Raw genomic sequence first — 25,388 nt, 5'->3', positions numbered from 1 at the left:
GGGTGTCCCATTAAGGTCTGGCCTCGCACTCTAAATCAGTATGTAGTGTTTCATACAAGTATCTTATACTGAATGTAGTTGCTGGGGGGCTGACCTTTTGCTATTGGGAGACCCTTATTGATTCAAGAATTATGAGTTTCAATTCGAGTTATCGACTTTGAAAAGCTACTTTTAAACCAAGCCCGAGATAGATCGCTCCGACGATTTTACCGCTAAAGCGACCGAGCCAAGATATCCGTTTAACCAGTCGTCCAAGTGGACGGATGCTTAAGGCAATCAGTGTCGTATATATCACACCTAAGAATACAAAGATTAGGCCGAGTGACAAGAATTGGAGAACAGATGTCCCGTGTTCAGGATGAACAAACTGTGGCAAAAATGCTAAAAAGAAGAGCGCTGTTTTTGGGTTAAGAACCTCTGTTAAAATTGCCTGTCCATACGTACTTAGAGACGAAACCGGAGAAACCTTTGGCAGCTTAGGATCGGTTGGCTTTTCTAATATCGCACGAATGCCGAGATAAATTAAGTAAGCAGCACCTGCAAACTTTACAATATTAAAAGCGAGTGCAGATGTCATTAAAATGGCAGAAAGTCCAACCGCGGCAAATATAGTGTGAATCAAATCGCCAGTTGCGAGTCCAATACCTGCAATCACACCAGCCTTACGCCCTCCTTGAACAGTACGAGTGGCTGTTAGAAGTACAGCTGGACCCGGAATTAAAAAGAGCCCAATTACGACTGCAATGAACGCGCCTAATGTAGATAATTCAAACATTGGATTTCCTCCCATTCCTTCAATATCGTCAAGTATAGTGGAGGATGTATTGTAAATCAACAACTGTTTAACATTTTTAAACAATGTTAGGATAGTATCAATTGTCTAAAAGAGAATAAGTTTAACCGTGCATAGATGCTATTTTACCGCAAAAAGGTATCCATTTTTTAGAGGGAATGATTGCGCCAATTCGGTAGTATGAATATAAAGAATAGTAAGAGGAAAGTGTTGAAAGGTAAAATTCTGATCCATGTATTATTTCTATTTTTTATATTGGGAGCTTGTTCATGATAAGAGAGACTAATCTTTACGGACAAAGTGAAGCTTTAATCAATGGGGGACTTCATCCCCGCTGATTGTACGTCCTGTTCTACTGTCGCTAAGGTTCAATGAATACTAAGGACGCCGTGTCCCTTACTCTTTCGTTTGTGAGACCCACATTCTGTGGGTGCATAACTAGCCACAAAGTAAGTAGAATCACAGTTTTATAAGGAGTATTGAGGTGAAGAAGAAAGGAAACGAACGTGATCATATGCGCGGCATTGGCTTGTTGATATGGCTAAACAAATGAGTTAGAAAAACAATCATGCGCTAATGACAATCTGATCTTATATATGCTTGATATGGCTTGGCATTCACCATTCATCTGAAGGGTTGACCCATTAAATAGAAGGTGTATATAAACAACAATTCTTGTTATCGAAAGAAATTGGTTAATAAAGAAAAAAGCTAGGGAGGGTTTGTTGATGAGTACTTTAAAAGTAGGTGTTATCGGATGTGGAAGTATATCTTACTATCGTCATTTACCCGAATATCATGCTAATAAGGAGGTTGAAATCGCTGCTGTTTGTGATATCGATGCAGAACGAGCTGAAAAAGTGGCCACGCAATATGGCGCTAAAGCATTTTCCGATTATAAAGAAGTATTGAATCTAGCCGAAATTGATGCAGTTAGCGTCTGCTTACCTAACTATTTACATGCACCTATTTCTATTGAAGCGTTGAATGCTGGAAAACATGTGCTTTGTGAGAAGCCGATGGCGACGTCAAAGGAAGAAGCAGAAGCAATGATTCGAGCTGCAAAAACAAATGGAAAAACGCTGATGATCGCACATAACCAACGATTTGTAGCCTCCCATCAAACGGCAAAAGAAATCATCGATTCAGGCAAGCTCGGAAAAATTTATAGTTTTAAAACAACATTTGGCCATCCAGGACCAGAGGAATGGAGTGCAGACGGTGCCGATAGCTGGTTTTTTAATAAAAAACAGGCTTTTATCGGTGCGATGGGCGACCTTGGCGTCCATAAATCAGATTTAATGCGTTATTTACTTGGAGAGTTTACTGAAGTTGGTGCATTCATTGAAACAAGTGCGAAGAACAATACAGAAGTGGATGACAATGCCATCTGTATTTTACGTACGAAAAGCGGAATTATCGGCACGCTTACAGCAAGCTGGGCTTATGTAACAGGTGGAGACAATTCTACGATAATCTATGGAGAAAAGGGCAATTTGCGATTAGAAGCCGACCCAGAATATTCATTAATTGAAGAATACCAGGATGGCAAAGTGATTCAGCATAAGCTTGATAAAATCCAGACGAATGAAGAGGCCGGCCAGACCAATTCACATGTTATCGACCATTTTGTAGACTGTATTTTGGAAAATAAAGAGCCGCTAATCACTGGTGAAGAAGGATTGAAATCACTAAAAATCATTCTAGCTGCAATTGAGTCACAAAAAACGAAAAAAATTATTTCGTTGGACTAAGAGTGTTTGTGAGATGTGGTGGTCATAATAGTGTGCTTAGTTGAAATGAGTGAGGCAAATTGCCCCTCTTTTTTGCTGTTAAAACAGTTAGTTAGCACAATCTCTGCCGATACGATCGTTTGTCCGGGTAATAAGGAGAAGCTGAGGATCATTGGGCTTTGGTTGCCTGTTAAACAGGGATAAAAATCTTCATAATGGTCATTTTGGAATATAATTGAAGTGCACATAAGTTTAAGGAGGGAAACTAATGTCTTTTAGCTTCACAGGCATTCATCATGTTCAATTGGCTGCACCACCAGGTTCTGAGGAAGTAGCAAGGAAGTTTTTTGTGGGAATATTAGGAATGGAAGAAATTGAACAGCCTGAGCCTATGAAAAACCGCGGTGGCGTCTGGTTCGGTTTTGGCAATTATCATCTACATATCGGCATTGAAGAGCCGTTCTCGCCTGCCAAAAAAGCACATCCAGCCTTCGAGGTTAAAAATTTAGAAGCTCTTAAAACCCATTTAATGAAAAATGATGTGCCGTTTAAAGTGGATTATGATTACCCAGGAGTAAATAGAATTTATATCGAAGACCCTTGGGGGAATCGGGTTGAAATCTTAGAGGTGATGTAATATTGGACGACATTCTTTGTTTTGCTACTTCGAAGTGTTTGTTGCTACATTAAAAAGAAGAGCTAGACCACAACTTTTGATAATAGAAGATGTGGTCTGGCTCTTCGCTTCGCACTTTTAATAACTACATTGCCACAGTCTAAGCATACCGTAAAAAATTTTTCTGAACCAATCGCCATTTTTTATCTAGAGGACGAAAGATTTAATCGGTTACTTGTATAAATGAAGTTGCGTTACAAATCATGCAATTCATTGATGTTCCCTCACATGTCATAATTCATCATTTTATCACGTTGTTCAGAAAGTAGTGCTTTATTAATGTCAAATAATCGGCCCGCCAAATTTCTCGATATTAGCAGAAACCTTAGAGAATTTTTTGAAATTGACTTTGAATTTCTCAGCAAGCTCGGTCGCTGTTTTTGTGTAAGCTGCTTGGTTCGACCAAGTTTTAATGGGTTGAAGAACTTCGTCTGGAACTCCTGGTACATGTAGTGGAATTTCTAGACCAAAGATATCATCTTTGATGGTTTCGATATGATTCAATTCGCCCTCAAGTGCTGCTTGAATCATCGCCCGTGTGTACGCGAGCTTCATCCGGCTACCTGTTCCATATTCTCCGCCTGTCCATCCTGTGTTTACAAGGAAGACCCTAGAGTTGTTCTCATCGATTTTTTTGCCGAGCATTTCTGCATAGCGTGTCGCTGGTAATGGTAGAAATGGTGATCCGAAACATGTTGAGAATGTTGCTTCAGGTGTTGTAACACCTCGTTCTGTTCCAGCCAATTTACTCGTGTAGCCACTTAAGAAGTGATACATAGCTTGTTCTTTTGAAAGCTTCGAGATTGGAGGCAGCACACCAGAGGCATCTGCTGTTAAGAAAATGATGGCATTCGGATGACCCGCTACACTCGGATGAACAATATTGCCGATTGCTTGTAGTTGGTATGCTGCGCGTGTATTTTCCGTTAATGTCCGATCATCATAATCCGCTATACGTGTGTCTGGATTCACGACCACATTTTCCAAAACAGCACCAAAGCGAATGGCATCAAAAATTTGTGGTTCTTTTTCACGTGATAGGTTGATTGTTTTGGCATAGCAGCCACCCTCGATGTTGAAAACACCATTAGAAGACCAGCCATGCTCATCATCGCCAATTAATTTTCGACTTGGATCAGCGGATAAAGTGGTTTTACCTGTTCCAGACAAACCAAAGAACAGAGCAACATCCCCTTCTCTACCGACGTTTGCTGAACAGTGCATCGGAAGAATTCCTGCTTCGGGGAGCAAGTAATTCATAATGGAAAAAACAGATTTTTTCATTTCTCCGGCATATTCAGTCCCACCGATTAGTACGGTACGTCGTTCAAATGAAATAATGATGAATGTTTCTGATCTTGTTCCGTCAACGATAGGATCCGCTTTGAAGCCGGGAGCAGAAATGACCGTAAATTCTGCTTGATGACCGAGTAACTCCTCATTATTCGGACGCACAAACAATTGATGGGCAAACAAGTTGTGCCAAGCATACTCATTGATGACCTGAATAGGAAGGCGGTGCTGAGCATCTGCGCCAGCGAATCCTTTGAATACAAAAATCTCATCTTTTTGTTTTAAATAGTTCATTACTTTATTGTAAAGGTTTGCAAAAGCATCTTCAGAAATAGGTTGATTCACCGGACCCCAGTCGATTTTGTCATTGAATGCTAATTCTTCCACTATATACTTATCTTTAGGAGACCGTCCTGTATATTTTCCGGTTTCTGCGCTAACTGCACCAGTTGATGTAAGAATGCCTTCATTTCTTTTAAGAACCTTCTCAACTAATTGAGGTACAGAAAGCTGTACGTTTACATTTGATCCGGTTAATAATTGATGTAACTCATTTGAAATGCCCACTGTATTCATATATGAGATACCTTCCTTTACTGTTATTTATAGAAGTAGTATAACACATTAGGTTTAATAGTCTATACTAATTGTAGTGTTAAACTCATTTTTTTCAGAAATAGGTAATTTACCCCGTATTATGGGCTGTAGCTCCTAACTTAAGGCTAAAAGGAATTGAAAAAGCGTAGCGCATGTATTTGCGACACTAGACGGGACTAATATTCAGTGGGAATGAAGTAAAACTCCACTGATTGAAATAAAGGACACATGTTAATGGTTCCTAAGATTAAGGAAAAAATTCTTGACACTTTTCCGTGTATTACGTTATTATTTTAAATTGTACGGATTCTCTTATCCCGAGTTGGTGGAGGGACAGGCCCTAAGAAACCCAGCAACCTGCCGAAGTGTAGAAATTTTGAGAAAGATTTATTGCAAGTAAGCAATTTTTCTTTTAATAATTTTGGCGTTGGTGCTAACCTGAGCAAGGTAAAAGACCCTTGAACGATAAGAGTGAAAGGATAGATTCAGTTAATAAACCTTTCCTCAATGACAGGGAAGGTTTTTATGTTTTTCGGGAACACTGATGAACAATGCTGAGAAGTTCTGCATCTATTATAGAAACCAATAAGGGAACGAGCTCCGTCAAAAAAGGTGGATGAAATGGATGGGGTAAAATCCTCCGTTTGCGTACCTAACACATATTTTCAATATTTAAGGAGGAATTAAGATGTCAACAAAACGTCGTCTTTTTACTTCTGAGTCTGTTACAGAAGGCCATCCGGATAAGATTTGTGATCAGATTTCAGATTCAATTTTAGATGCTATTCTTGAAAAGGATGCTAATGCGCGTGTTGCATGTGAAACTTCAGTAACTACTGGTCTTGTATTAGTAGCTGGTGAAATTACAACATCTGCATATGTAGATATCCCGAAAATCGTTCGTGAAACAATTGCAGGAATTGGCTATACTCGTGCAAAATTTGGTTTCGATGCTGAGACATGTGCTGTTTTAAGTTCAATTGATGAGCAATCAGCAGATATCGCTTTAGGTGTTGACCAAGCGCTTGAAGCACGTGAAGGTACAATGAGCGATGCTGAAATCGAAGCAATCGGTGCAGGGGACCAAGGTTTAATGTTCGGATTTGCTTGTAATGAAACAGAAGAGCTTATGCCACTTCCGATTTCATTGGCACACAAACTTTCTCACCGTTTGACTGCTGTTCGTAAAGATGGCACACTAGCTTACTTACGTCCAGATGGAAAAACACAAGTAACGATCGAATATGATGAGAACAATCAACCGGTTCGTGTTGATACAATCGTTATTTCAACACAACATGATGAAGAAACAACATTAGAACAAATTCAAGCAGACTTAAAAGAACATGTAATCAAAGCAGTCGTTCCTGCTGAATTAATCGATGCTGATACGAAGTACTTCATTAACCCAACGGGTCGCTTTGTTATCGGTGGACCACAAGGTGATGCTGGTCTTACAGGACGTAAAATTATCGTTGACACATACGGCGGGTATGCACGTCACGGCGGTGGCGCATTCTCTGGTAAGGATGCAACAAAAGTTGACCGCTCTGCAGCCTATGCTGCTCGTTATGTTGCGAAAAACATCGTAGCTGCAGGACTTGCTGATAAAGCAGAAGTGCAATTGGCGTATGCAATTGGTGTAGCGCAACCAGTGTCAATCGCAATTGATACATTTGGAACTGGAAAAGTGAGCGAAGAGGTATTAGTTGACTTGGTGCGTGCTAACTTCGACCTACGTCCAGCTGGTATTATCAATATGCTTGACTTACGTCGCCCAATTTACAAACAAACAGCGGCTTATGGACATTTCGGCCGTACAGACGTTGATCTTCCTTGGGAACGCACAGACAAAGCAGCAACATTGAAAGAACAAGCTCAATAATATCCAAAAAAAGAGGAATCCACATTGTGGTTTTCTTTTTTTTGGATAATTTACTAAGAAATACTGGGAGGTATGAGTTATTATAGAAGAGACTAGGAGAGCGTGTAAATGCGTATAGCGATTTTCTAATTGTGAGGAGCGAGTCAATTTAAGAATAAATATGTGTAAAAGGGTGAAAGTTAGATCTCACATCTAAAAGCACTTGAACATAATATGCGATGAATAGAATGTGAGGTCAGACGCACCCTTTTAATAAGATCAATCTAGAATTTGTTTCTCATTCTTGTAGTACTGCCCTTTTTCCGCGTATTCGCGGACGATGCGTTTCATGTCTTCCCGATCTGCATCGTTCAGTTCCCGCACGACTTTAGCGGGGCGCCCGAAAGCGAGTGTATGGGGTGGAATAACTTTCCCCTGTGGCACGAGGCTTCCAGCACCGATAAATGCTCCCTCGCCGATTTCTGCTTCGTCCAGAATGATTGACCCCATCCCGATAAGCGCTCCTTTGCGTAGTTTGCAACTATGTAGGGTGACTTGATGACCAACAGTCACTTCATCTTCAATAATGAGCGGGTTGTTTGGGCTTTGATGAAGAACGCTGTTATCTTGAATGTTCACTTTGTTACCAATAATGGTTGGCGCTACATCGCCGCGAATAACAGAATTGAACCAGATTGTTGTTTCCTCGCCAATCATGACATCGCCCGTTACGACAGCGTTATCAGCGAGGTAGGCACTCGGTGCAATTTCTGGTTTTTTTCCTTTATAGGCGTAAAGAATCATTAATCCATCATATCCTTTCCGTTTCGTTATTTTTACTATACAATAGTTCGAGGTATTTCGTTATAATAGATTCAATCTTTATGCGATAATTAGACTGAAGTCTTAATCCGTGTACGAACAATTTTTGTAAATAGTATTATAGCCTGATAATCCGGGATAAAATAAAGAATAGCAAAGTGTAAATAAAGATTTAGCATCTTGAGGAATAGTAGGAGGAGATTTTCATATGTGGAAATGGGAGGCAGACGTTACCCCAAAAGGAGTCATCGTCATCGTTCATGGTGCTATGGAGCATCACGGACGCTATAAATGGCTATCACAAATGTGGCGGTCCGCCGGTTACCATGTGATTATGGGAGATCTTCCAGGGCAGGGTATGACAACTCGTGCATATAGAGGACATATTCAATCCTTTGATCAATATTTACTTGAAGTAAAAAAATGGATCGAGGAAGCATATCAATATTCCCTCCCGGTTTTTTTACTTGGTCATAGTATGGGTGGTTTAATTGCAATTAGACTACTCCAGCAAGAAGAGTTGGATTTAGCAGGGGTTATTCTTTCATCCCCTTGTTTAGGGTTAGTGAAACACCCATCTAAGCTAATGACTGCGATTTCGTTAGGATTGAATGTGACGTATCCGACGTTCAGAGTGGACTCAGGTTTAACCCCTGAGCTTGTCACAAGAAATGAAGAAGTAAGGGAGTCGGATTTAAACGATTCTTTATACGTAACGAAGGTTTCGGTTAGGTGGTATCGTGAGCTTACGAAAAACATGAAAGAAGCTTTTGAAGATATCCCTGAATTTCAGGATATTCCCTTGTTGTTGATGCAGGGAGGCGATGACCTCGTTGTCGATAAACGCCCGGTTCGCGAATGGTTTAATTATAATCTTTGCAGTGAAAAACAATACAAAGAATGGCCACATTTATATCATGAAATATTTAATGAGCCGGAACGCGATGATGTATTTCAATATGCGCTAGGTTTTGTGGAAACGAGATTAAAGACGCTCGGGTATGTCCTCTGACGAAAGGATCACCCTCCTTTTTTGGCAACCATATTGAAATGTAAAAATAAAAGAATAAGAAGAGTCAGGAGTAGCAGCACATGAAAAACGCAGAATTTTGGATCGAGAACTTAGCGATGATTCCTCATAAAGAAGGGGGATATTTTAAAGAATTGCTTCGCTCAGAGAAAGAAATAGTCACGGAAACTTCTAAAAAGAGACCGTATTACACGAGCATTTATTTCTTACTCCGTGCAGGAAATCCTTCTCATTTCCATCGTTTACAATCGGATGAAGTATGGTATTTCCATACTGGAGACCCATTGAATATACATATCATTCATCCAAATGGTGAATATGAAAAAGTGAAGCTCGGACTTAATGTGGAACAAGGAGAAGTTTTGCAAGCTGTTGTTCCAAAGGGAGCTATATTTGGGTCGGATGTAGCTGAAACTGCAGATTATTCATTAGTAAGTTGCATGGTCTCCCCTGGGTTCGACTATCAGGATTTTGAGTTATTCACCCAGCGTGAATTACTAGCAGATTATCCTAGTCATGAACAAATCATTAAGAAACTTGCTTATGAAGAGTTACCTGAATAAGATGTGAACGAGATTGGTTTAAAACGAGCCAATCTCGTTTTAAACCAATCTCGTTCGTATTGACTCCGTTTATTTAGTTTTCCCTTTTTCGGGTAAACCCGAGATATCTTGTCCCTTGAAAGTGTAAATCACCAGAATCCCCTTCAGTTAATTGGCCATATTCGAAGTCCATTATCTGGAATTCCATTCGATCGTCGCCACTATCAACTTCAAATGTAATGTAATAATGATTATAGGCCCTCGTTTCCCCTCCGCCGTGTATACTAGTTCTTTTGGCAACAACTCTAGCTGGGACCGTTAATCTAGGAGCATCATTATTGCTGCTCCAAGTTGAAATCCCCTTAATCATCGCAATGATTATAATTCCGAAAATAATGACAAAAACTATGATAAAAAAATAGGTGCGATTTCGAACAGAAAATCACTTTGTGCTCCATACATGGTGCTCGCCCCTTTAGTATTATTTTATATATACGATGGCGATTGGTAGCAGTTTCAGAAATAAGGAAATTTCCTATAAATAAAGTGCCAGACCTTACACAACATTAGAGTGTGAGGTCTGGCACTTTAAGGTACTCTATATTTTAAGATTTTACTTTCTTTTTTCAATAGCAACAATAAACGGCGGCTTATTCAACTGATTGATGAAACCGTATTGTAGAACATGAGCTTCGTCCTGGGGTAGCGACGTGGCATAATCGAGCAAGGCATTACGTTCGATTGCACCTTCTGTGTGACCATGGTAGATGACAAGAACGATGATTCCGTTGGGTGCCATGATCTCAAGTAGCTGTTCAATCGCAGCAATGGTTGTATCAGCACTGGTGACGATGGACTTGTCGCCACCTGGAAGATACCCTAAATTGAAAATGGCAGCTTTCACTTGACCAAATTTGTGCTCTGGCACATTGGCTTTTATATGCTCATGCCCAGTATAAAAAAGCGTACATTGCTGCAGCAGATTTTCCGTTTGTAATTTTTCTTTCGTATTTGCTATTGCTTCCGGTTGAATATCGAAACCATACACATGTCCAGTTTCACCAACGAGTTGTGCCAGATATGCTGTATCATGTCCATTGCCACAAGTCCCATCTATTGCAATGTCACCCGGCTCAATTGTCTTCTCAAGCAGAAACCGAGCGAAGGGAAGAATTTTCATAAGTATCATCGTTTTTCACTTCCAGTGTCATTGTTAAATTTATCTTAAATTAGCGGGCAGTAATACCTCATTTTCGTCAAAATCGAAAAATACGCGTCGAATTTAAGATTTATGCTTCAAATCAGATTTGATAAAATTTCCCTTGCCAGCTGTCCCGTTTTCTTAGCTCTGCATCAATTGAATTCAACACATCCCATTTATTTACGCTCCACATTGGTCCGATCATCAAATCGATCGGACCGTCACCAGTAATTCGGTGAACAATCATTTCAGGGGGGATGATCTCCAATTGATCGACAACAAGGTTCACATAATCTTCTTGTGTTAAAAATTCGAGCATCCCTTTTTCATATTGCTTGACCATTGGCGTTCCTTTTAGTAGATGAAGTAGGTGAATCTTGATTCCTTGAACGTCCAATTTCGCTACTTCACGAGCTGTTTCCATCATCATGTCATAGTTTTCGAGTGGTAGACCGTTAATAATGTGTGTACAAACGCGGATCCCATGTTTTCTAAGCTTGGCAACGCCTTCTTGATACATTTTGTAGTCGTGAGCACGGTTAATGAGTAACGCTGTTCGTTCATGGACGGTTTGCAGCCCAAGCTCGACCCATAAATAAGTTCGTTCGTTCAGCTCAGCCAAATAGTCGACAACATCGTCAGGAAGACAGTCAGGTCGGGTCGCGATCGATAATCCAACTACACCATCCTGACTTAGTACGCTTTCGTATTTTGCCCGTAATTCAGAAACAGGGGCGTGAGTGTTTGTATACGCTTGGAAGTAGGCCATATATTTTCCGTTTTTCCATTTTTGATGCATTTTTTCACTGATTTTCTTAAATTGAACATCCAACGGCTCAACTCGATCTCCAGCAAAATCACCTGAACCAGCAGCACTACAAAATGTGCAGCCACCATGTGCCACTGTGCCATCACGGTTCGGGCAGTCAAAACCGCCATCCAGTGCTACTTTAAAAACTTTATGTCCAAAATGCTTTCGCAAATGATAATTCCAAGTATGATATCGTTTATTGTCCATCGCATACATAAACGGCTTTGTTTGATTCAAATCAAAAACCTCCTAAAGCTAAGCTTTGCTTGATTATTATACTACAGTCAAGCGTTTCGAAAAGAGGAAATGGTGTAGTGATGTATTTTTGTATGAAGGACATGAGGGCGGGGCTTCGCGACTTATTAATATAACCACTACTTAGTTTATTATAGAATGTCACTAAATCCAGCTTCACACCGCCACCATTATGATTTGGTGAGTATATTGTACTGCTTGATTGATCATTCATGATAAATGGTGACGCTTTAACGACATATTAGTTTTGTACCAAAATTACTTAGAAAATGGCATAGATAAAAATAACCTGAAACTAGTAATATTGTGGTTTTTCATGCAATTCATCTCTCCACTTCTTTTTATCCCGCATTAACGGGCAGTATAACCTCCACCTCTAGGCTTAGAGGAAGCTTAGGTGGGAGGGAACTGCCCGTAAAAGCCGGCTTGGTGAGATACAGTGGAACTTGCCGATGCGTGAGCAGAGGTTTAGTTGAGGCCCACAGGATGTGGGTCACACAGACGTTGCCGCAGGATGTGGCGTACTTAGTCTGTGATTCATTGATCGGGTTCGTAGTTTCACTTTATCGTGATATCTGTTTCATACCGTGCATATATTCAATAGAGTAAAAAATGTGAGGTGTAGAAATGGATCAACAACGAGAGATGTTTACTCCGATGAAATCATATGTTCCTTTTCGTGGCTTATTCGATCCTTGTCCACCAATCGGAAAAAAGTATTACAGTACTCCGCCTAATTTGTATTTAGGATTTCAGCCACCAAATCTTGAACAGTTCACTCCGCAAGAGGCTTTGAGAAAAGGGACGCTTTGGAAGGTGTTCTACGATTACTATGACAATCCTTATAGGCGGGGAGGAGATAGCGGACATGGCTAATACGATGCCGATTGAGTATTATCAGCAATTGGAAGAGATCCAAGCCATTGATTTTGTCATTGATGAATTGGTGCTATACCTAGATACACATCCCACTGACCAGAATGCCATCCAACAATATAATCACTTTGCCCTATACAGCAAACAAATTAAACAGAAATTTGAAGAGTGTTATGGTCCTTTGCAAAAAGGAAGTGTGAATAATCGGCAGGATTATTGGGAATGGAGTGGTCCTTGGCCATGGCAAGTTTAAGCAGAAAGAGGTGGGGAAATCTTGTGGATTTATGAAAAAAAACTACAATATCCAGTGAAAGTAAGTACGTGTAACCCAACACTTGCTAAGTATTTAGTGGAGCAATATGGAGGGGCAGATGGTGAGCTTGCCGCTGCCCTCCGCTACTTAAATCAACGGTATACGATTCCTGATAAAGTTATTGGACTGTTAACAGACATTGGTACAGAGGAATTTGCCCATCTTGAAATGATTGCAACGATGATTTATAAACTAACGAAGGATGCGACACCTCAACAATTAAAGGAAGCAGGTCTTGGGGAACATTATGTACAACATGATAGCGCACTATTCTATAATAACTCAGCAGGTGTTCCTTTTTCTGCTACTTATTTTCAGGCAAAAGGAGACCCAATTGCTGATCTTTATGAAGATATTGCAGCAGAAGAGAAGGCAAGAGCTACTTACCAATGGATTATCGATATGTCTGATGACCCAGATTTGAATGACTCTTTACGTTATTTGAGGGAAAGAGAGATTGTACATTCCCAGCGGTTTAGAGAAGCGGTAGAAATACTGAAAGACGAAAGAGATCGCCAGAAGTTTTTTTAGGAAAAAGACGATTCTTCCGCAATTAGGAAGGTCGTTTTTTTGATGAAATGGGTGTTTAGTTCTGAACGAATCTAGTTAGATACAAAATTTCTATAGTTGAATGATATTGACAATATTAGGAATAGAAAGTATAGTTAAATCAATTTTAATACCAACTAATCCAATGTGAATAATTTAATCGTGCTTATTATTTTATGAATAAGAAAAAATCTATTGTGAGCACTATGTCGAATCTAGCTATCGTTAGGTTTAAGGGGTAACAAAAGTTCTTCTTACAGCAAGTAATGAAATAAAGTGAAACTTCATTCAGAGGAATTGTACTGCCCGTTAATAGGGGATAAAATCCAAATCCATTAAAGAAAAAGGGGAAGATGAGATGACAAATGAAAATGAATTGAAATTCGATACGATTGCACTACATGGAGGACAAGAGATTGATCCTGTTTCACGTTCAAGAGCGGTACCAATCTATCAAACTACGTCTTACGCATTTGATGATACCGATCATGCTGCATCGCTTTTTCAAATGCAGGAAGAAGGGTACATCTATTCGAGGAACGCCAATCCAACGAATGCAGTATTGGAAAAAAGATTAGCGCAATTAGAAGGCGGTGTCGGGGCATTTGCAGTCTCCTCTGGACAAGCGGCTATTTCCATTGCGTTATTAACAGTTGCAAAATCTGGTGACGAAATCGTTGCGACCAATGCTTTATATGGGGGAACTTATAATTTGTTCTCGAAAACATTGCCGCGCTTTGGAGTTACCGTTCGGTTTGTAGATGGAACGGATTTTCATGCAGTTGCGGAAGCGATAAATGAAAAAACAAAAGCTATATTTACAGAAACGATTGGGAACCCAGGATTGCAAATTGCTGATTTGAAAGTTCTTAGTAGAATCGCTCATGAACATGGTGTGCCACTAGTCGTTGATAATACATTTACGACGCCTTATTTAACAAGGCCGATTGAGTTTGGCGCTGATATTGTCGTTCATTCAATAACTAAATTTATCGGTGGTCATGGTACATCGATTGGGGGAGCTATTGTAGACTCAGGGAAATTTCCATGGGATAACGGTAAATTTCCAGAGTTTACAAAAAGGCAAGCTAGTTTGAATCATCATTCTTTTGTGGAGCTTGGAAAGGAGCGAGCATTTATTTCTAAAGCACGATTTGAACTTGGCCATGATCTAGGTTCCTCTTTATCTCCTTTCAATAGCTGGTTATTTATTCAAGGACTAGAATCATTATCTTTACGCGTGAAACAGCATGTGAAAAATGCTGAAAAAGTTGCCGAGTATTTATCACGGCATGAGCAAGTTGAATGGGTGAATTATCCGACGCTTAAAGATGATCCGCAATACGAACTAGCCAACACTTATCTACCTAAAGGCGCCGGATCTATTTTCACGTTTGGAATAAAAGGCGGTCTAACATCAGCTAAGGCGTTTATTAACTCTGTAAAGCTTTTGTCGCATGTTGCTAATATTGGTGATTCAAAAACGCTTGTCATCCATCCTGCAAGCACGACTCATTCAAGATTGTCACCGGATGAACAGCTTGATTCTGGTGTAACCCCGGAGCAAATTCGCTTATCGATTGGTTTGGAAGATGTGGATGATATTATTGCCGATATAAATCAGGCCCTGCAGGCAAGTAGAGAAAAACAAGTTAATTAAGAAAAGAGATAGTGGATTGTTTTGTTAATACAGGGCAATCTGCTATTTTTTTAAAGCCGTGAGGAGGGAAAGCAACAATGGATTTAAGGACGATTAAAACGTTTCAAACGATTGTGAAATACGGAAGCTTCCAACGAGCAGCAGAGGAATTAAAATATGCTCAATCCACTGTTACAACTCAGATCAAAAACCTCGAATCAGCTTTAGGAGTTACTCTGCTTGAAAGAGGGAAAAATCTGCAGCTCACCGAAGCAGGCAAGTTATTAAATGAGAAAGGAGATCTCCTATTAAAAGGATTTGAAAATCTCCAGAGAGCAATGGAAGACCTAGTTAATGGGGAGTCAGGCATAATCAGAATCGGTGTGATGGAACCCACAGCTAGTTTTCGATTTCCGCAAATCTTACCTCCGTTTAAGAATAAATTCCCAAAAATTCAATTAAGTATTCAAATACATAGTGTAAAGATTTTAAGCGAAATGGTAAAAAAGGACGAAGTGGATTTAGCGATATGCACAGCACCGGAGCAGGCATTAGGTACAATATTTGAGCCGCTTTTTACAGAAGAAGTAGCTCTTCTGACACCGAGTTCTCATTATCTAAGCGAAAAGGAAACGATTTGTTTGAAGGATTTAGAAAATGAACAGTTATTGGCGACCTCATCATTCTGTCCTTTTCGGAAGAATTTAGAAAAGCAACTGATAGAAGCTGGTATTAATCCGAACTACGGAATAGAAGTGAGTAATATGTTGGCATTAAAACACTTCGTTCAAACGGATTTTGGGATAGCGGTTGTCCCAGTTATTGCGATAACACCTTTATTGGAAGGGACCGTCATTAAGCCAATTATGGATTTTGATAAGGGATTAACAGTCGGGATCATGAGAAATGAGGAGCGATCTTATCAAGGAAAAGCTATGGAGTATTTATTAGAATTACTCCACCAAGGATTAAAAAAGCCTGTAAACAGTCTAACCGAGTAGCTAAACTTGCTTATTCATTATTTTTGAATTTTCTCTTCAATTTTTTCAATTATACAAAAATTATGAACTGCGTTATAGTTAAAAATATATTAATCATATAAGTTAACTAAGGATTAAGAATAAGATTCGGAGAGGGGAACTTTTATGTTAGTCGCTGCTGTAATTGATTTGGAGGAAGCGATTGTCCCATTTATAGATGGAACGGTGATACGAATTTATGATACAGAAACTGCACATTACGAGGATTTCAGAAATCCCGCCATTGATGTAAAAGAAGGACGAAGGGGAGCGGTTTTACAATTTGCTGAGGAAAAAGGAGTAATCGCATTTGTCGCACCGCCTCAAACGTTTTGTGAATTATCCTATAAGAAAGCTCAAGCGGATAAGGTGAAATTCTATCATTTAACAGCAAACGTTAAATTTGAAACGTTTCAAAAGTTATTAGTCCATCAACTAGTAAAGGTGCAGGATGCCCTTCCAGCAGATGAAATTGCTCCGAGTTATGTACCAGTAAAAAACGAAATATAGTCAAGAGCTAAAAAATGAAATCGTTACGGGGTGAATAACATGAGTGTAGAGAAAAATGGGGTTCACATAAGTATCCAACATTTAGAAAAATCATTTGGCGATATAGAGGTTTTACGAGACATTCATTTAGAAATCCAGCCTGGTGAATTTGTTGCAATCGTTGGAAAGAGCGGTTGTGGCAAAAGTACATTGCTTAGGCATGTTGCTGGGTTAGAAGCAGTGAGTGCAGGAGAAATCAAACAAGATCATCACCGAATTAATGGATTGAACCAAACAGCCAGAATCATGTTCCAAGATGCACGCTTATTACCCTGGGAAACGGTTTTAACGAATGTTGGGATAGGAATTGGGTTGAAAAAGAATTGGAAAGAACAAGCGAAGAAAGCATTGCAACAAGTGGGGTTGGAGGAACGTGCAAATGATTGGCCTTCCATCTTATCTGGCGGACAAAAACAACGGATTGCTTTAGCGAGGGCTTTGGCTGCACAGCCAAGATTGTTATTGCTAGATGAACCATTGGGTGCTTTAGATGCGTTAACAAGAATTGACATGCAAGAACTCATTACAGACCTATGGCAACAGAAAAAATTCACGGCACTTTTAGTTACACATGATGTTAGTGAAGCCATTATGTTAGCGGATCGTGTCGTACTTATTGAAAAAGGAAAGGTGCATATGGACATTCAAGTTCCGCTGCCTCGTCCTCGTAATCGTTCCAGTGCTGTCTTTGCTGAATTGGAAGAAAAAGTTCTGGCAGAAGTTTTAGGTAAGAAGGTCGGTAAAAAAGATTCCACACAATTAAAAAGAGTCGCCAATGAATAAAGGAGGGATTTTTTATGGTTGAATTTATTACAATGGCTCCGACTTCAGGAGACGGACAGTATGTTGGCAATTCAAATGTTAATTCCCAAAGAATGGATAGTTGGACAGGAACGGATGAAAGTGCGGAACGGCTCCCTACATTGGAATATATAAAGGCAATAGCTCTGGCAGCTGAAAAAGGCGGCTTTTCATCATTACTGCTGCCCACTGGGGGAAATTGCCTTGATTCTTTGGTCGTTGCCTCCAACCTTATTGCACATACAGAACGTTTAAAATTTTTATTTGCTGTTCGCCCAGGTTTTACAGCACCTGCCACATTTGCGAAACAGTTTGCGACCGTTGATTATTGGTCAGGCGGCAGAGCTTTGATCAATATCGTAACAGGGGGTTCCCCTAAAGATTTAGCTAGTGATGGTGATTTCTTAGATCATGATACGAGATATAGGCGTACAAGAGAATTCATCCAAGTCTTGAAAAAATTATTTACCGAAGATTATTTTGATTACGAAGGTGAATTTTATCAGTTGGAGAATGCCTCGCTATTTCCAAAACCGGCACAAACACCGCAAATTTATTTTGGAGGAGCTTCAGAAATCGGCAAACAAGTTGCAGCTGAAGAATCCGACGTCTATATGATGTGGGGAGAAACGTATGAAAATACGAAGAAACGGATCGATGAAATAAAGGAATTAACAGCAAGGAAACAACGAGAATTAAGTTACAGTGTATCCTTTCAAGTTGTACTCGGGAACACAGAAGAAGAAGCGTGGGAGAACGCAAACAAACTGATTAGCAAAATAGCTCCTAAAGTTTTGGAACATAAAAATGAACAAAGTGCGAACGGAGATTCTGAAGGCGTTAAACGGCTTCATCAATTGATGAAAAGCGGGAAAGATAATCAATTCAAAATTGGTCCGAATTTGTGGGCGGGGTTAACCCAAGTTCTTTCTGGCAATTCAATTGCACTTGTTGGGACCCCAGATCAAGTAGCGGATCGAATCGTCGAGTTTGTTGATCTTGGTTTTGATAAAGTACTTTTAAGAGGCTTTCCTCATCTAGAAACGATTGAACAAGTGGGAGAATTGGTTATACCGAGAGTGCGGGCAAGACTAGCTCAAAAACAGCCGATATAAAACTGTTTGTTTGCGAAAAGTGAAAGATTACTAAGAATCTTACCAATGATTGGAGAATCTAAATGAAACATATAAAACTAGGAAAAAGATCTTATTTGTTCATCAGCCTGATGATTGCCGTGCTGTTATTAACGGCATGCGGAAAAGCTACTGGATCAAATGCAACGAGTAAGGAACTTCGAATCGGCTACCAAAAGAATGGCACGACTTTAATGCTGAAACAAAAAAAACAATTGGAAAAGGATTTAGAGGAGTCTGGTTATAAAGTAACATGGTCCGAATTTAACACAGGATCTTCGATACTAGAAGCATTGAATGCTGGCAGTATTGACATTGCAGGAGCGGGCGATATTCCTTCGATCTTTGCCCTTTCTAAAGGCAGTGAGTTCAAATATATTGCCAGCGAACCGTCTTCACCTAATACGGAGGGAATTTTGGTTAGTAAGGACTCTTCGATTAAATCGTTAAAGGATCTTAAAGGAAAAAAAGTTGCTTTTAATAAAGCTTCAATCGCCCAATATTTATTAAATCAAGCTTTGGAATCGGTTGGCTTAACAATGGATGATATTGAGCAGGTACATTTGAATCCGCCTGATGCAAGTATTGCATTTGAACAAGGGCAAGTAGATGCTTGGGTCGTATGGGATCCTTATATGACGGTCTCTGAAAGTAAAGGCAATATTATTTTACAAGATGCCGAAGGAATTGTTCCATACAGATCGTTTTATTTTAGCAGTTCCAAGCTTGCTGAAAAAAATCCAGAAATCGTCGAGAAAATCGTCCAACATATTGCGGATACAGGAAATGGAATAAATGAAAACCCAACCGAAGCAGCTACATTATTAGAAAAAGAAACGAATATTCCACATGCAACATGGGAAAAGGTGTTAGGTAGAAAAAAATCTGATGTCCATTTTATGGATCAACAAGCAGTTAACGATTTACAGGCCGAAGCCGATGATTTATTGAAACTTAAACTAATCGATCAAGAAGTTAAAATCGCAGAACATGTATGGGATCCAGATAAGAAGAAATGAAGGAAGACTTACGTGGGGAAGGAGTAGGAAATGAAAAAGAAAAATTGGGCAAAATCATATGATAAAGCGACTCCTTGGCTCCTGCCATTTTTATTATTAGTACTATGGCAATGGTTATCCAGTGCCGGCTGGATTTCTTCAAAAGTATTGCCGACGCCCATTGAGGTAATAGCAGCTGGAATTCAACTCTCAGCAAATGGAGAGTTGGCGGGAAATATTGGCGTAAGTTTTACACGTGCATTTATTGGCTTCATGATCGGTGGTGGAATTGGCTTGTTTTTGGGGCTTTTGAATGGTATTTTTCCAGTTGCAGAACGGTATTTAGATGCGACGATTCAGATGCTCAGAAACATTCCACACTTAGCTTTAATACCGATAGTTATTCTATGGTTTGGAGTTGGCGAAGAGGCTAAGATTTTCCTAGTGATAATCGGTGTGTTTTTCCCGATTTATATTAATACTTATCATGGGATTCGCTCTGTTGATAGAGGGTTAATCGAGATGGGGAAAGTGTATAGTCTTTCAAAGTGGAAGTTATTTTCAAAGATTATTTTTAAAGGAGCATTACCTTCTATTTTGGTAGGTTTGCGCTATGCCTTAGGAGTTATGTGGTTAACCTTAATTGTAGCTGAAACGGTTGCTGCAAGTTCTGGGATTGGTTATATGGCCATGAATGCTCGGGAATTTATGCAATTAGATATTGTGGTATTAGCTATTGTTTTGTACGCATTGCTTGGTAAACTTGCCGATTCATTGGCTAAACTACTTGAAAGATATTTACTAAAATGGAATCCAGTTTATCGGAAAAAATAAAAAATATGGAAGTGTCACAAGTAAAGGAGAGTTGGTAATGGGGCAGAACATAAAATTAGGTGTATTTCTTATGGGACCCGGCCATCATATTGCATCATGGAGACATCCCGATGTTCAAGCGGATGCCAGTGAAGATTTCCTACATTATCAAGAGATTGCTAAGATTGCAGAAAGTGGAAAGTTGGATATGCTTTTCTTAAGTGATGGGCTATCCTTTAACGGCTTATCCCATCCGGCTGAACTTGTAAGATTCGAACCGTTTACTTTGTTAGCGGCGCTTTCTGTAGTTACCACACATATTGGCTTGGCCGCAACTGCCACGACGACCTATAATGAACCGTTTCATATAGCACGGAAATTTGCTTCACTCGATCATTTAAGCCACGGACGGTCTGCATGGAATGTTGTAACCTCTTATTATCAAACAGAAGCAAGTAATTTTAATCAACAAAGCCATTTAAGTCACGGGCTTCGTTATGATCGTGCCAAAGAATTTGTCGAGGTTGTTAAAGGACTCTGGGATAGTTGGGAAGAAGATGCGCTTGTCAGGGATAAGGCATCAGGTGTCTACTTTGATCCAGATAAATTACATGCCCTCCATCATCAAGGGAACTATTTTTCTGTAAAGGGGCCGTTAAATGCTTCCCGAACACCTCAAGGACGACCGGTTATTATCCAGGCAGGGTCATCTGAAGAAGGAATCAACTTAGCGGCACAAACAGCGGATGTTATTTTTACAGCTCAACAAACGTTAGAAGAGGCACAAGCGTTTTATAAAAAGGTAAAAGAAAAAGTAATCGAGTACGGTAGATCACCAGATGATGTAAAAATTATGCCGGGTCTGTCCCCTTTTGTCGGTCACACAGAACAGGAAGCTAGAGAAAAATATCAGAAGCTTCAGGAATTAATCGTCCCTGAAGTTGGGCTAGATCTTCTATCTGAATACTTGGGCGGATTTGATCTTTCTGGTTATCCATTAGACCAGCCATTACCAGAAAATATCCCCGAAACGAATGGAAATCGGAGCCGGCGAGAACTGCTAATCAATCTCGCGAAAAGAGAGAAACTTACAATTAGGGAACTTTACAAGCATGTTGCTGGGTCTAGAGGACATCGAATCATCTTTGGCGACCCGGAAGGAATTGCTGATCAGCTAGAGGAATGGGTTGCGAATAAAGGAGCCGATGGTTTTAATCTTATGCTGCCAAGCTTCCCGAACAGCCTCGCTGATTTTGTAGAATTAGTTATCCCAGTATTACAGCAAAGAGATTTATTTAGAACGGAGTATGAAGGTAAAACATTACGAGAAAATCTCGGTTTGCCTGAACCTAAGGCCCGATATGATAAATGGCAGATCAGAGTATAGTTATGGCTTTCATATGCTGCTGGCTATTAACGTTATAGAAGCTCGGATTCTCTTTGTACAGGATGGTGAATACACAATTCAATGAAGTGTGGATGTAAAAATAAAGTTTGATAAATTATAACAAAGTCTGGTTGTTAATAATAATGATTGATAACTTTGAAAAGAGTTTGATCAAATCCTGTATTGATAATACAGGGTTTTCTTATTCTTATTGCACTAAAGCGGCAGGAGAGCTTGGGAGGATTTCCTATCCATTAGGTAGAATATACTAAATAAAAAAGTGATTGATAGACTAGGCTAGAACCTGGAAATATGATTTGCTTTTGAAAAGTGCATAAATCCAGTTACAAATAGGCAAATCTCTACTCCTCATTGAACATGGTCACATTCCCTAATTTGAAGCAATTTAGGGAGGAGATATAAAATGGATAGACAAATCGTTGGAAATTATGGCTACGGTGTGGGATATGGTGGATACCTGTACCATCATGAGCATGGTGGACTTTGCTGAGATTAACCTTAATAAATAATATTACGGATGCATGACTTAAATCCCAGGAGCCAATCAACAGCTCCTTTTTTATTATCTGGACGAACCAAGAGAATGAAACCAATTCACCTTAAACATGGTTTTATAGTCAGTAATCTTCATTTAATAATCAGCTTTAATTTAAAGAAGGACGGCCTATGACGGTCGTCCTTCTGTTATTTATTTATTAATAGAAAGTGAGCATGCCTTTAACAATGTTGTAATTAAGGTACCGATATTTTACATTTTTCTTTTTTCGATGATATTCACTCCTTTACGGGTTTTTACCAACTGTTGATTTTTTATCAACAGTTTTAAATCGTACAGGCAATTTTCGTCAATAGAAACAATATAATGTAAAAAAATAAGGGGTGTTTTTACTATGTCTTGGCTAATCATTATGGCATTTGCCGTTTCATCAAGTATAGATAACTTAGGAGTCGGAATTTCTTATGGAATTCGAAAGATTCGAGTAGGGTTCGGTGCAAACTTATTAATAGCTATGATTTGTTTTCTCATGAGTATAGCGGGAATTACCTTTGGAATGTGGCTCTCAAAAATCCTTCCAGGTATGTTCCCAGTCATTATAGGAGCGCTTTTATTAGTTATTATTGGTGTTCGAATCATTCTATTGGCGACACCACGTAATAAAGGAGCATCAGCGGTAGCTTCTGAGCCAAATAAACAGTCCCAAAGTATAAAAAGCATTCTTAAAAACCCTGAAGTAGCCGATTGCGATCAGTCTGGTGATATTGGTTGGGGGGAGGCTGTGATTCTAGGTATTGCATTATCAGCAAATGCACTGACGAATGGATTAGGTGCAGGATTACTTGGATTTTCACCGCTTGCCATTTCCTTAACAGCTGCAATTGGCAGCTTCATAAGCGTTTGGGTAGGGGTCAAGCTAGGATATAAATTAGCGGATGTCCGAATTGGTTCATTTACATTAGGTCAATTTGGAACGGTCTTGAGTGGAATCATTATCTTGGTGCTTGCTTTTACAGCCTTTTTTTAGTGAAGACAAATGTTTAACAGGGTCTGTGAAGTTTAAAAAATGTCTTAGTGTCAGAGAGGTAGAGTGATCAATAAACTCACATGCTCTTTTACAAATAGATGTACAGTATGCTAAGAGGAATTGATAAACATTTTTCTATACGTCTGCCTTGTAAAAAATAAGTTCAAAAACTTTGTGTAATTCAATGAGAGTTACTTACAACCAACACACTTAAAGTCACTATAGACGTATATAAATGATTCAAATGAGCTATATGTCAATACAGCATTCAAGTTAAAATGGGCATTTATAATATTGAATAAATGCTTTTGACAACATAATTCTAATGTTGACAAAAAGTCAACACGAATGTATATTTCCTATTAACACGTATTTTTCTAAAGGGACACTGTACAATTTTTTTCAATAGCTTTGGTAAACAATTCTGTTACTGCTTGTAATTATTATTTATCAACCCCCCTTCGTTGGGTTACATAAACAATTTAAATTCAATCGCTCCGTACAAATTGTGAATTATTATAGTGTGTATTCAGTATTACGTATCGATTAATAAATAATAGTAAGGACGATGGAGTATGTCTGAAGAAAAGCTGGCTTTTACTACCCAAAAGGAATTTGATGAAAAGAATTAACCAATAATTTATGTGAGACCACATCCCAAAACGATACTCTAGTATCAACGCTCACTTAACAATTTGGTCAACCAGTCCATATGAAAAATGGAAATACTTCCTTGAAAACAAATGGTGAAGAGTCGATTTAATATATCGTAGGAGTGGTGAAAATTTATTGAAAAAAAATGAACAACAGCTTGATTATTTATTGTTATTTACTTTATTCTGTATATTTATTTATAGCTTACTAGCTGTGTACAGTGGATCAGGCCAATATGAAACACATGACCCTTTTTATTTTGTAAAAAGACAAGTGATTTGGTATTTCGTTGGTACAGTGGTAATGGTGGTGGTAGCGAAATTTGATTTTGAATTACTAGAAAAATTGGCTGCCCCTTTGTATTTTGTAGGGATTAGTTTATTGATTCTCGTTCACTTTTTCGGAACGTTTAAAAACGGAGCTACTAGATGGATTAGCTTTGGCTTTTTTGAGCTACAGCCGTCAGAGTTTATGAAAGTGTTTTTACTTATCTATTTAGCAACCATTTTACATCGGTTTGCAAATCGAGGGCTATCCTTCACAGAGAGTATTCTAACGACAATAAAAATTGTTATGCTCACGATAATTCCTTTCTATTTAATATTGGTACAGCCCGATCTAGGTTCAGCACTCGTCATTGCTGCCATCGCTTTCAGTTTAATTCTTGCTTCAGGAATATCATTCAAAATGATTGCTCTCTTAGCTTCTTGTTTTACGGCTTTAATTGCGTTTCTTGTCTATTTACACAACCACTTTTTTGACGTTTTTTCAAAAGTTATTAAGCCCCATCAATTGGAGAGAATCTATGGTTGGCTAAGCCCACAAGAATTTGCTTCAAGCTATGGATATCAACTAACTCAAGCCATTTTAGGAATTGGATCAGGACGTATGGCAGGGAGTGGATTTAATCAGGGAACACAAGTCCAGAGCGGAAGGGTACCCGAAGCACATACGGATTTTATTTTCTCTGTCATTGGCGAGGAATTTGGTTTTATTGGCTCCGCTATCTTAATAAGTTTGTACTTTATTCTGATTTATCGAATCACCGTTATTGCTTTACAATCGAATCATGTGTTTGGTTCATACATATGTGCTGGGGTTATTGGGTTAATCACTTTTCAAATCTTTCAAAACATTTCAATGACCATCGGTTTAATGCCGATTACTGGAATAGCCCTACCGTTTTTGAGTTATGGAGGAAGTGCGCTATTAACGAATATGATTGCTTTAGGATTAGTATTAAGTGTAAATATACGATCAAAAAAATATATGTTCAGCAGGGATGGAAGTATGTAAGTCATCTGAGTAAAGACCCATCCATACTATTCGTAAAATTTTTAAAAAGATTTACATTTTTCATTGTCTATTTGTCAAAGTCACCATATATTGATTAGAGTTTAATAGTTATATAAGGATTCTGTTATAGGAAGCTTTGCAACTTCCAAGAGCTGTTACTGTTTGTAGTACCTACATCTCCACAACTTAGGTTATTTATA

General features: G+C 39.1%; 24 protein-coding genes and 1 riboswitch. Of the genes, 18 read left to right on the top strand and 6 right to left on the bottom strand.

From position 1 onward, the window contains the following. Window positions 1–148: 148 nt before the first annotated feature. Window positions 149–775 carry a LysE family translocator gene (locus tag V179_RS0117320; protein ID WP_028392606.1) on the bottom strand — a complete coding sequence of 209 codons (627 nt, stop codon included), beginning with the start codon at window positions 773–775 and terminating at the stop codon, window positions 149–151. A 746-nt stretch (window positions 776–1,521) separates the two neighbouring features. Here V179_RS0117320 and V179_RS0117315 point away from each other — a divergent pair. After that, on the top strand, window positions 1,522–2,547 hold the full coding sequence (locus tag V179_RS0117315) for a Gfo/Idh/MocA family protein (RefSeq protein ID WP_028392605.1): 1,026 nt from the start codon (window positions 1,522–1,524) through the stop codon (window positions 2,545–2,547). A gap of 247 nt (window positions 2,548–2,794) precedes the next feature. Continuing rightward, the gene (locus V179_RS0117310; protein WP_028392604.1) at window positions 2,795–3,163 is read left to right on the top strand and encodes a VOC family protein; all 369 of its coding nucleotides are present in this window, start codon (window positions 2,795–2,797) and stop codon (window positions 3,161–3,163) included. Window positions 3,164–3,484: 321 nt separating this feature from the next. Here V179_RS0117310 and pckA read toward each other — a convergent pair whose 3' ends face one another. Further along, window positions 3,485–5,071, bottom strand: a complete 1,587-nt coding sequence (gene pckA / locus V179_RS0117305; protein WP_028392603.1) for a phosphoenolpyruvate carboxykinase (ATP) — start codon at window positions 5,069–5,071, stop codon at window positions 3,485–3,487. A 330-nt stretch (window positions 5,072–5,401) separates the two neighbouring features. Then, window positions 5,402–5,564: riboswitch (SAM riboswitch) on the top strand. Window positions 5,565–5,780: 216 nt separating this feature from the next. Between pckA and metK the strand changes: the two genes are divergently transcribed. Beyond that, entirely contained in the window at window positions 5,781–6,977 is a 1,197-nt protein-coding gene (gene metK / locus V179_RS0117300) for a methionine adenosyltransferase (RefSeq protein ID WP_028392602.1), read from the top strand. Between the two features lie 258 nt (window positions 6,978–7,235). Here the strand turns inward: metK and V179_RS0117295 are convergent, their stop codons facing one another. After that, window positions 7,236–7,757: a gamma carbonic anhydrase gene (locus V179_RS0117295; protein WP_028392601.1), complete on the bottom strand. Its 522-nt coding sequence runs from the start codon at window positions 7,755–7,757 to the stop codon at window positions 7,236–7,238. Between the two features lie 229 nt (window positions 7,758–7,986). Here V179_RS0117295 and V179_RS0117290 point away from each other — a divergent pair, with 229 nt between their 5' ends. Both V179_RS0117290 and V179_RS0117285 read left to right on the top strand, forming a co-directional pair. Next, the gene (locus tag V179_RS0117290) at window positions 7,987–8,790 is read left to right on the top strand and encodes an alpha/beta hydrolase (protein ID WP_028392600.1); all 804 of its coding nucleotides are present in this window, start codon (window positions 7,987–7,989) and stop codon (window positions 8,788–8,790) included. An 80-nt stretch (window positions 8,791–8,870) separates the two neighbouring features. Further along, on the top strand, window positions 8,871–9,371 hold the full coding sequence (locus V179_RS0117285) for a cupin domain-containing protein (RefSeq protein WP_028392599.1): 501 nt from the start codon (window positions 8,871–8,873) through the stop codon (window positions 9,369–9,371). 73 nt (window positions 9,372–9,444) lie between these two features. Here the strand turns inward: V179_RS0117285 and V179_RS0117280 are convergent, their stop codons facing one another. The 3 genes from V179_RS0117280 to V179_RS0117270 all read right to left on the bottom strand — a co-directional run bounded on the left by V179_RS0117280 (window position 9,445) and on the right by V179_RS0117270 (window position 11,599). Beyond that, window positions 9,445–9,720, bottom strand: coding sequence for a DUF2500 domain-containing protein (locus tag V179_RS0117280; RefSeq protein WP_326929549.1), 276 nt, complete (start codon window positions 9,718–9,720; stop codon window positions 9,445–9,447). A gap of 243 nt (window positions 9,721–9,963) precedes the next feature. Further along, window positions 9,964–10,539 (bottom strand): class I SAM-dependent methyltransferase, encoded by a 576-nt coding sequence (locus V179_RS0117275; protein WP_028392597.1) that lies wholly within the window; start codon window positions 10,537–10,539, stop codon window positions 9,964–9,966. A gap of 112 nt (window positions 10,540–10,651) precedes the next feature. Continuing rightward, window positions 10,652–11,599: a TIGR01212 family radical SAM protein gene (locus V179_RS0117270; RefSeq protein WP_028392596.1), complete on the bottom strand. Its 948-nt coding sequence runs from the start codon at window positions 11,597–11,599 to the stop codon at window positions 10,652–10,654. A gap of 663 nt (window positions 11,600–12,262) precedes the next feature. Between V179_RS0117270 and V179_RS0117265 the strand changes: the two genes are divergently transcribed. The 13 genes from V179_RS0117265 (at window position 12,263) to rodA (ending at window position 25,188) form a co-directional block, all read left to right on the top strand. Continuing rightward, window positions 12,263–12,493: a spore coat associated protein CotJA gene (locus V179_RS0117265; protein WP_028392595.1), complete on the top strand. Its 231-nt coding sequence runs from the start codon at window positions 12,263–12,265 to the stop codon at window positions 12,491–12,493. After that, window positions 12,486–12,746 carry a spore coat protein CotJB gene (locus V179_RS0117260; protein ID WP_028392594.1) on the top strand — a complete coding sequence of 87 codons (261 nt, stop codon included), beginning with the start codon at window positions 12,486–12,488 and terminating at the stop codon, window positions 12,744–12,746. The genes V179_RS0117265 and V179_RS0117260 overlap by 8 nt, the downstream gene beginning before the upstream one ends. Before the next feature lie 21 nt (window positions 12,747–12,767). Continuing rightward, entirely contained in the window at window positions 12,768–13,337 is a 570-nt protein-coding gene (locus V179_RS0117255; protein ID WP_028392593.1) for a manganese catalase family protein, read from the top strand. A gap of 376 nt (window positions 13,338–13,713) precedes the next feature. After that, window positions 13,714–15,015 (top strand): O-acetylhomoserine aminocarboxypropyltransferase/cysteine synthase family protein, encoded by a 1,302-nt coding sequence (locus V179_RS0117250; RefSeq protein ID WP_028392592.1) that lies wholly within the window; start codon window positions 13,714–13,716, stop codon window positions 15,013–15,015. Between the two features lie 77 nt (window positions 15,016–15,092). Beyond that, window positions 15,093–15,995, top strand: coding sequence for a LysR family transcriptional regulator (locus V179_RS0117245; RefSeq protein WP_028392591.1), 903 nt, complete (start codon window positions 15,093–15,095; stop codon window positions 15,993–15,995). A gap of 144 nt (window positions 15,996–16,139) precedes the next feature. Next, entirely contained in the window at window positions 16,140–16,523 is a 384-nt protein-coding gene (locus V179_RS0117240; protein WP_028392590.1) for a hypothetical protein, read from the top strand. A gap of 39 nt (window positions 16,524–16,562) precedes the next feature. After that, the gene (locus tag V179_RS0117235; protein WP_028392589.1) at window positions 16,563–17,345 is read left to right on the top strand and encodes an ATP-binding cassette domain-containing protein; all 783 of its coding nucleotides are present in this window, start codon (window positions 16,563–16,565) and stop codon (window positions 17,343–17,345) included. A 14-nt stretch (window positions 17,346–17,359) separates the two neighbouring features. Then, on the top strand, window positions 17,360–18,478 hold the full coding sequence (locus V179_RS0117230) for an LLM class flavin-dependent oxidoreductase (RefSeq protein ID WP_028392588.1): 1,119 nt from the start codon (window positions 17,360–17,362) through the stop codon (window positions 18,476–18,478). A gap of 62 nt (window positions 18,479–18,540) precedes the next feature. After that, on the top strand, window positions 18,541–19,515 hold the full coding sequence (locus V179_RS0117225) for an aliphatic sulfonate ABC transporter substrate-binding protein (RefSeq protein WP_034301311.1): 975 nt from the start codon (window positions 18,541–18,543) through the stop codon (window positions 19,513–19,515). A 30-nt stretch (window positions 19,516–19,545) separates the two neighbouring features. Next, on the top strand, window positions 19,546–20,328 hold the full coding sequence (gene ssuC, locus V179_RS0117220) for an aliphatic sulfonate ABC transporter permease SsuC (RefSeq protein WP_028392586.1): 783 nt from the start codon (window positions 19,546–19,548) through the stop codon (window positions 20,326–20,328). A 37-nt stretch (window positions 20,329–20,365) separates the two neighbouring features. Beyond that, window positions 20,366–21,694: an LLM class flavin-dependent oxidoreductase gene (locus V179_RS0117215; RefSeq protein ID WP_028392585.1), complete on the top strand. Its 1,329-nt coding sequence runs from the start codon at window positions 20,366–20,368 to the stop codon at window positions 21,692–21,694. 911 nt (window positions 21,695–22,605) lie between these two features. Then, complete coding sequence (ytaF, locus tag V179_RS0117205; protein WP_028392584.1) at window positions 22,606–23,238, top strand: sporulation membrane protein YtaF; 633 nt, start codon at window positions 22,606–22,608, stop codon at window positions 23,236–23,238. 789 nt (window positions 23,239–24,027) lie between these two features. Beyond that, window positions 24,028–25,188 (top strand): rod shape-determining protein RodA, encoded by a 1,161-nt coding sequence (gene rodA, locus V179_RS0117200; RefSeq protein ID WP_028392583.1) that lies wholly within the window; start codon window positions 24,028–24,030, stop codon window positions 25,186–25,188. Window positions 25,189–25,388: the final 200 nt, after the last annotated feature.

It is taken from the genome of Bacillus cihuensis (assembly GCF_000504145.1).
GTDB lineage: Bacteria > Bacillota > Bacilli > Bacillales > DSM-1321 > Peribacillus > Peribacillus huizhouensis.
The sequence above is the reverse complement of the archived record's forward strand: the minus strand, read 5'-3'. Positions and strand labels throughout refer to the sequence as shown.

Coding starts and splice junctions, on each gene's coding strand:
- V179_RS0117320 (WP_028392606.1), bottom strand. CDS start 775: ATGTTTGAATTATCTACATTAGGCGCGTTCATTGCAGTCGTAATTGGG.
- V179_RS0117315 (WP_028392605.1), top strand. CDS start 1,522: ATGAGTACTTTAAAAGTAGGTGTTATCGGATGTGGAAGTATATCTTAC.
- V179_RS0117310 (WP_028392604.1), top strand. CDS start 2,795: ATGTCTTTTAGCTTCACAGGCATTCATCATGTTCAATTGGCTGCACCA.
- pckA (WP_028392603.1), bottom strand. CDS start 5,071: ATGAATACAGTGGGCATTTCAAATGAGTTACATCAATTATTAACCGGA.
- metK (WP_028392602.1), top strand. CDS start 5,781: ATGTCAACAAAACGTCGTCTTTTTACTTCTGAGTCTGTTACAGAAGGC.
- V179_RS0117290 (WP_028392600.1), top strand. CDS start 7,987: ATGTGGAAATGGGAGGCAGACGTTACCCCAAAAGGAGTCATCGTCATC.
- V179_RS0117285 (WP_028392599.1), top strand. CDS start 8,871: ATGAAAAACGCAGAATTTTGGATCGAGAACTTAGCGATGATTCCTCAT.
- V179_RS0117280 (WP_326929549.1), bottom strand. CDS start 9,720: ATGATTAAGGGGATTTCAACTTGGAGCAGCAATAATGATGCTCCTAGA.
- V179_RS0117275 (WP_028392597.1), bottom strand. CDS start 10,539: ATGATACTTATGAAAATTCTTCCCTTCGCTCGGTTTCTGCTTGAGAAG.
- V179_RS0117265 (WP_028392595.1), top strand. CDS start 12,263: ATGTTTACTCCGATGAAATCATATGTTCCTTTTCGTGGCTTATTCGAT.
- V179_RS0117260 (WP_028392594.1), top strand. CDS start 12,486: ATGGCTAATACGATGCCGATTGAGTATTATCAGCAATTGGAAGAGATC.
- V179_RS0117250 (WP_028392592.1), top strand. CDS start 13,714: ATGACAAATGAAAATGAATTGAAATTCGATACGATTGCACTACATGGA.
- V179_RS0117245 (WP_028392591.1), top strand. CDS start 15,093: ATGGATTTAAGGACGATTAAAACGTTTCAAACGATTGTGAAATACGGA.
- V179_RS0117240 (WP_028392590.1), top strand. CDS start 16,140: ATGTTAGTCGCTGCTGTAATTGATTTGGAGGAAGCGATTGTCCCATTT.
- V179_RS0117235 (WP_028392589.1), top strand. CDS start 16,563: ATGAGTGTAGAGAAAAATGGGGTTCACATAAGTATCCAACATTTAGAA.
- V179_RS0117230 (WP_028392588.1), top strand. CDS start 17,360: ATGGTTGAATTTATTACAATGGCTCCGACTTCAGGAGACGGACAGTAT.
- V179_RS0117225 (WP_034301311.1), top strand. CDS start 18,541: ATGAAACATATAAAACTAGGAAAAAGATCTTATTTGTTCATCAGCCTG.
- ssuC (WP_028392586.1), top strand. CDS start 19,546: ATGAAAAAGAAAAATTGGGCAAAATCATATGATAAAGCGACTCCTTGG.
- V179_RS0117215 (WP_028392585.1), top strand. CDS start 20,366: ATGGGGCAGAACATAAAATTAGGTGTATTTCTTATGGGACCCGGCCAT.
- ytaF (WP_028392584.1), top strand. CDS start 22,606: ATGTCTTGGCTAATCATTATGGCATTTGCCGTTTCATCAAGTATAGAT.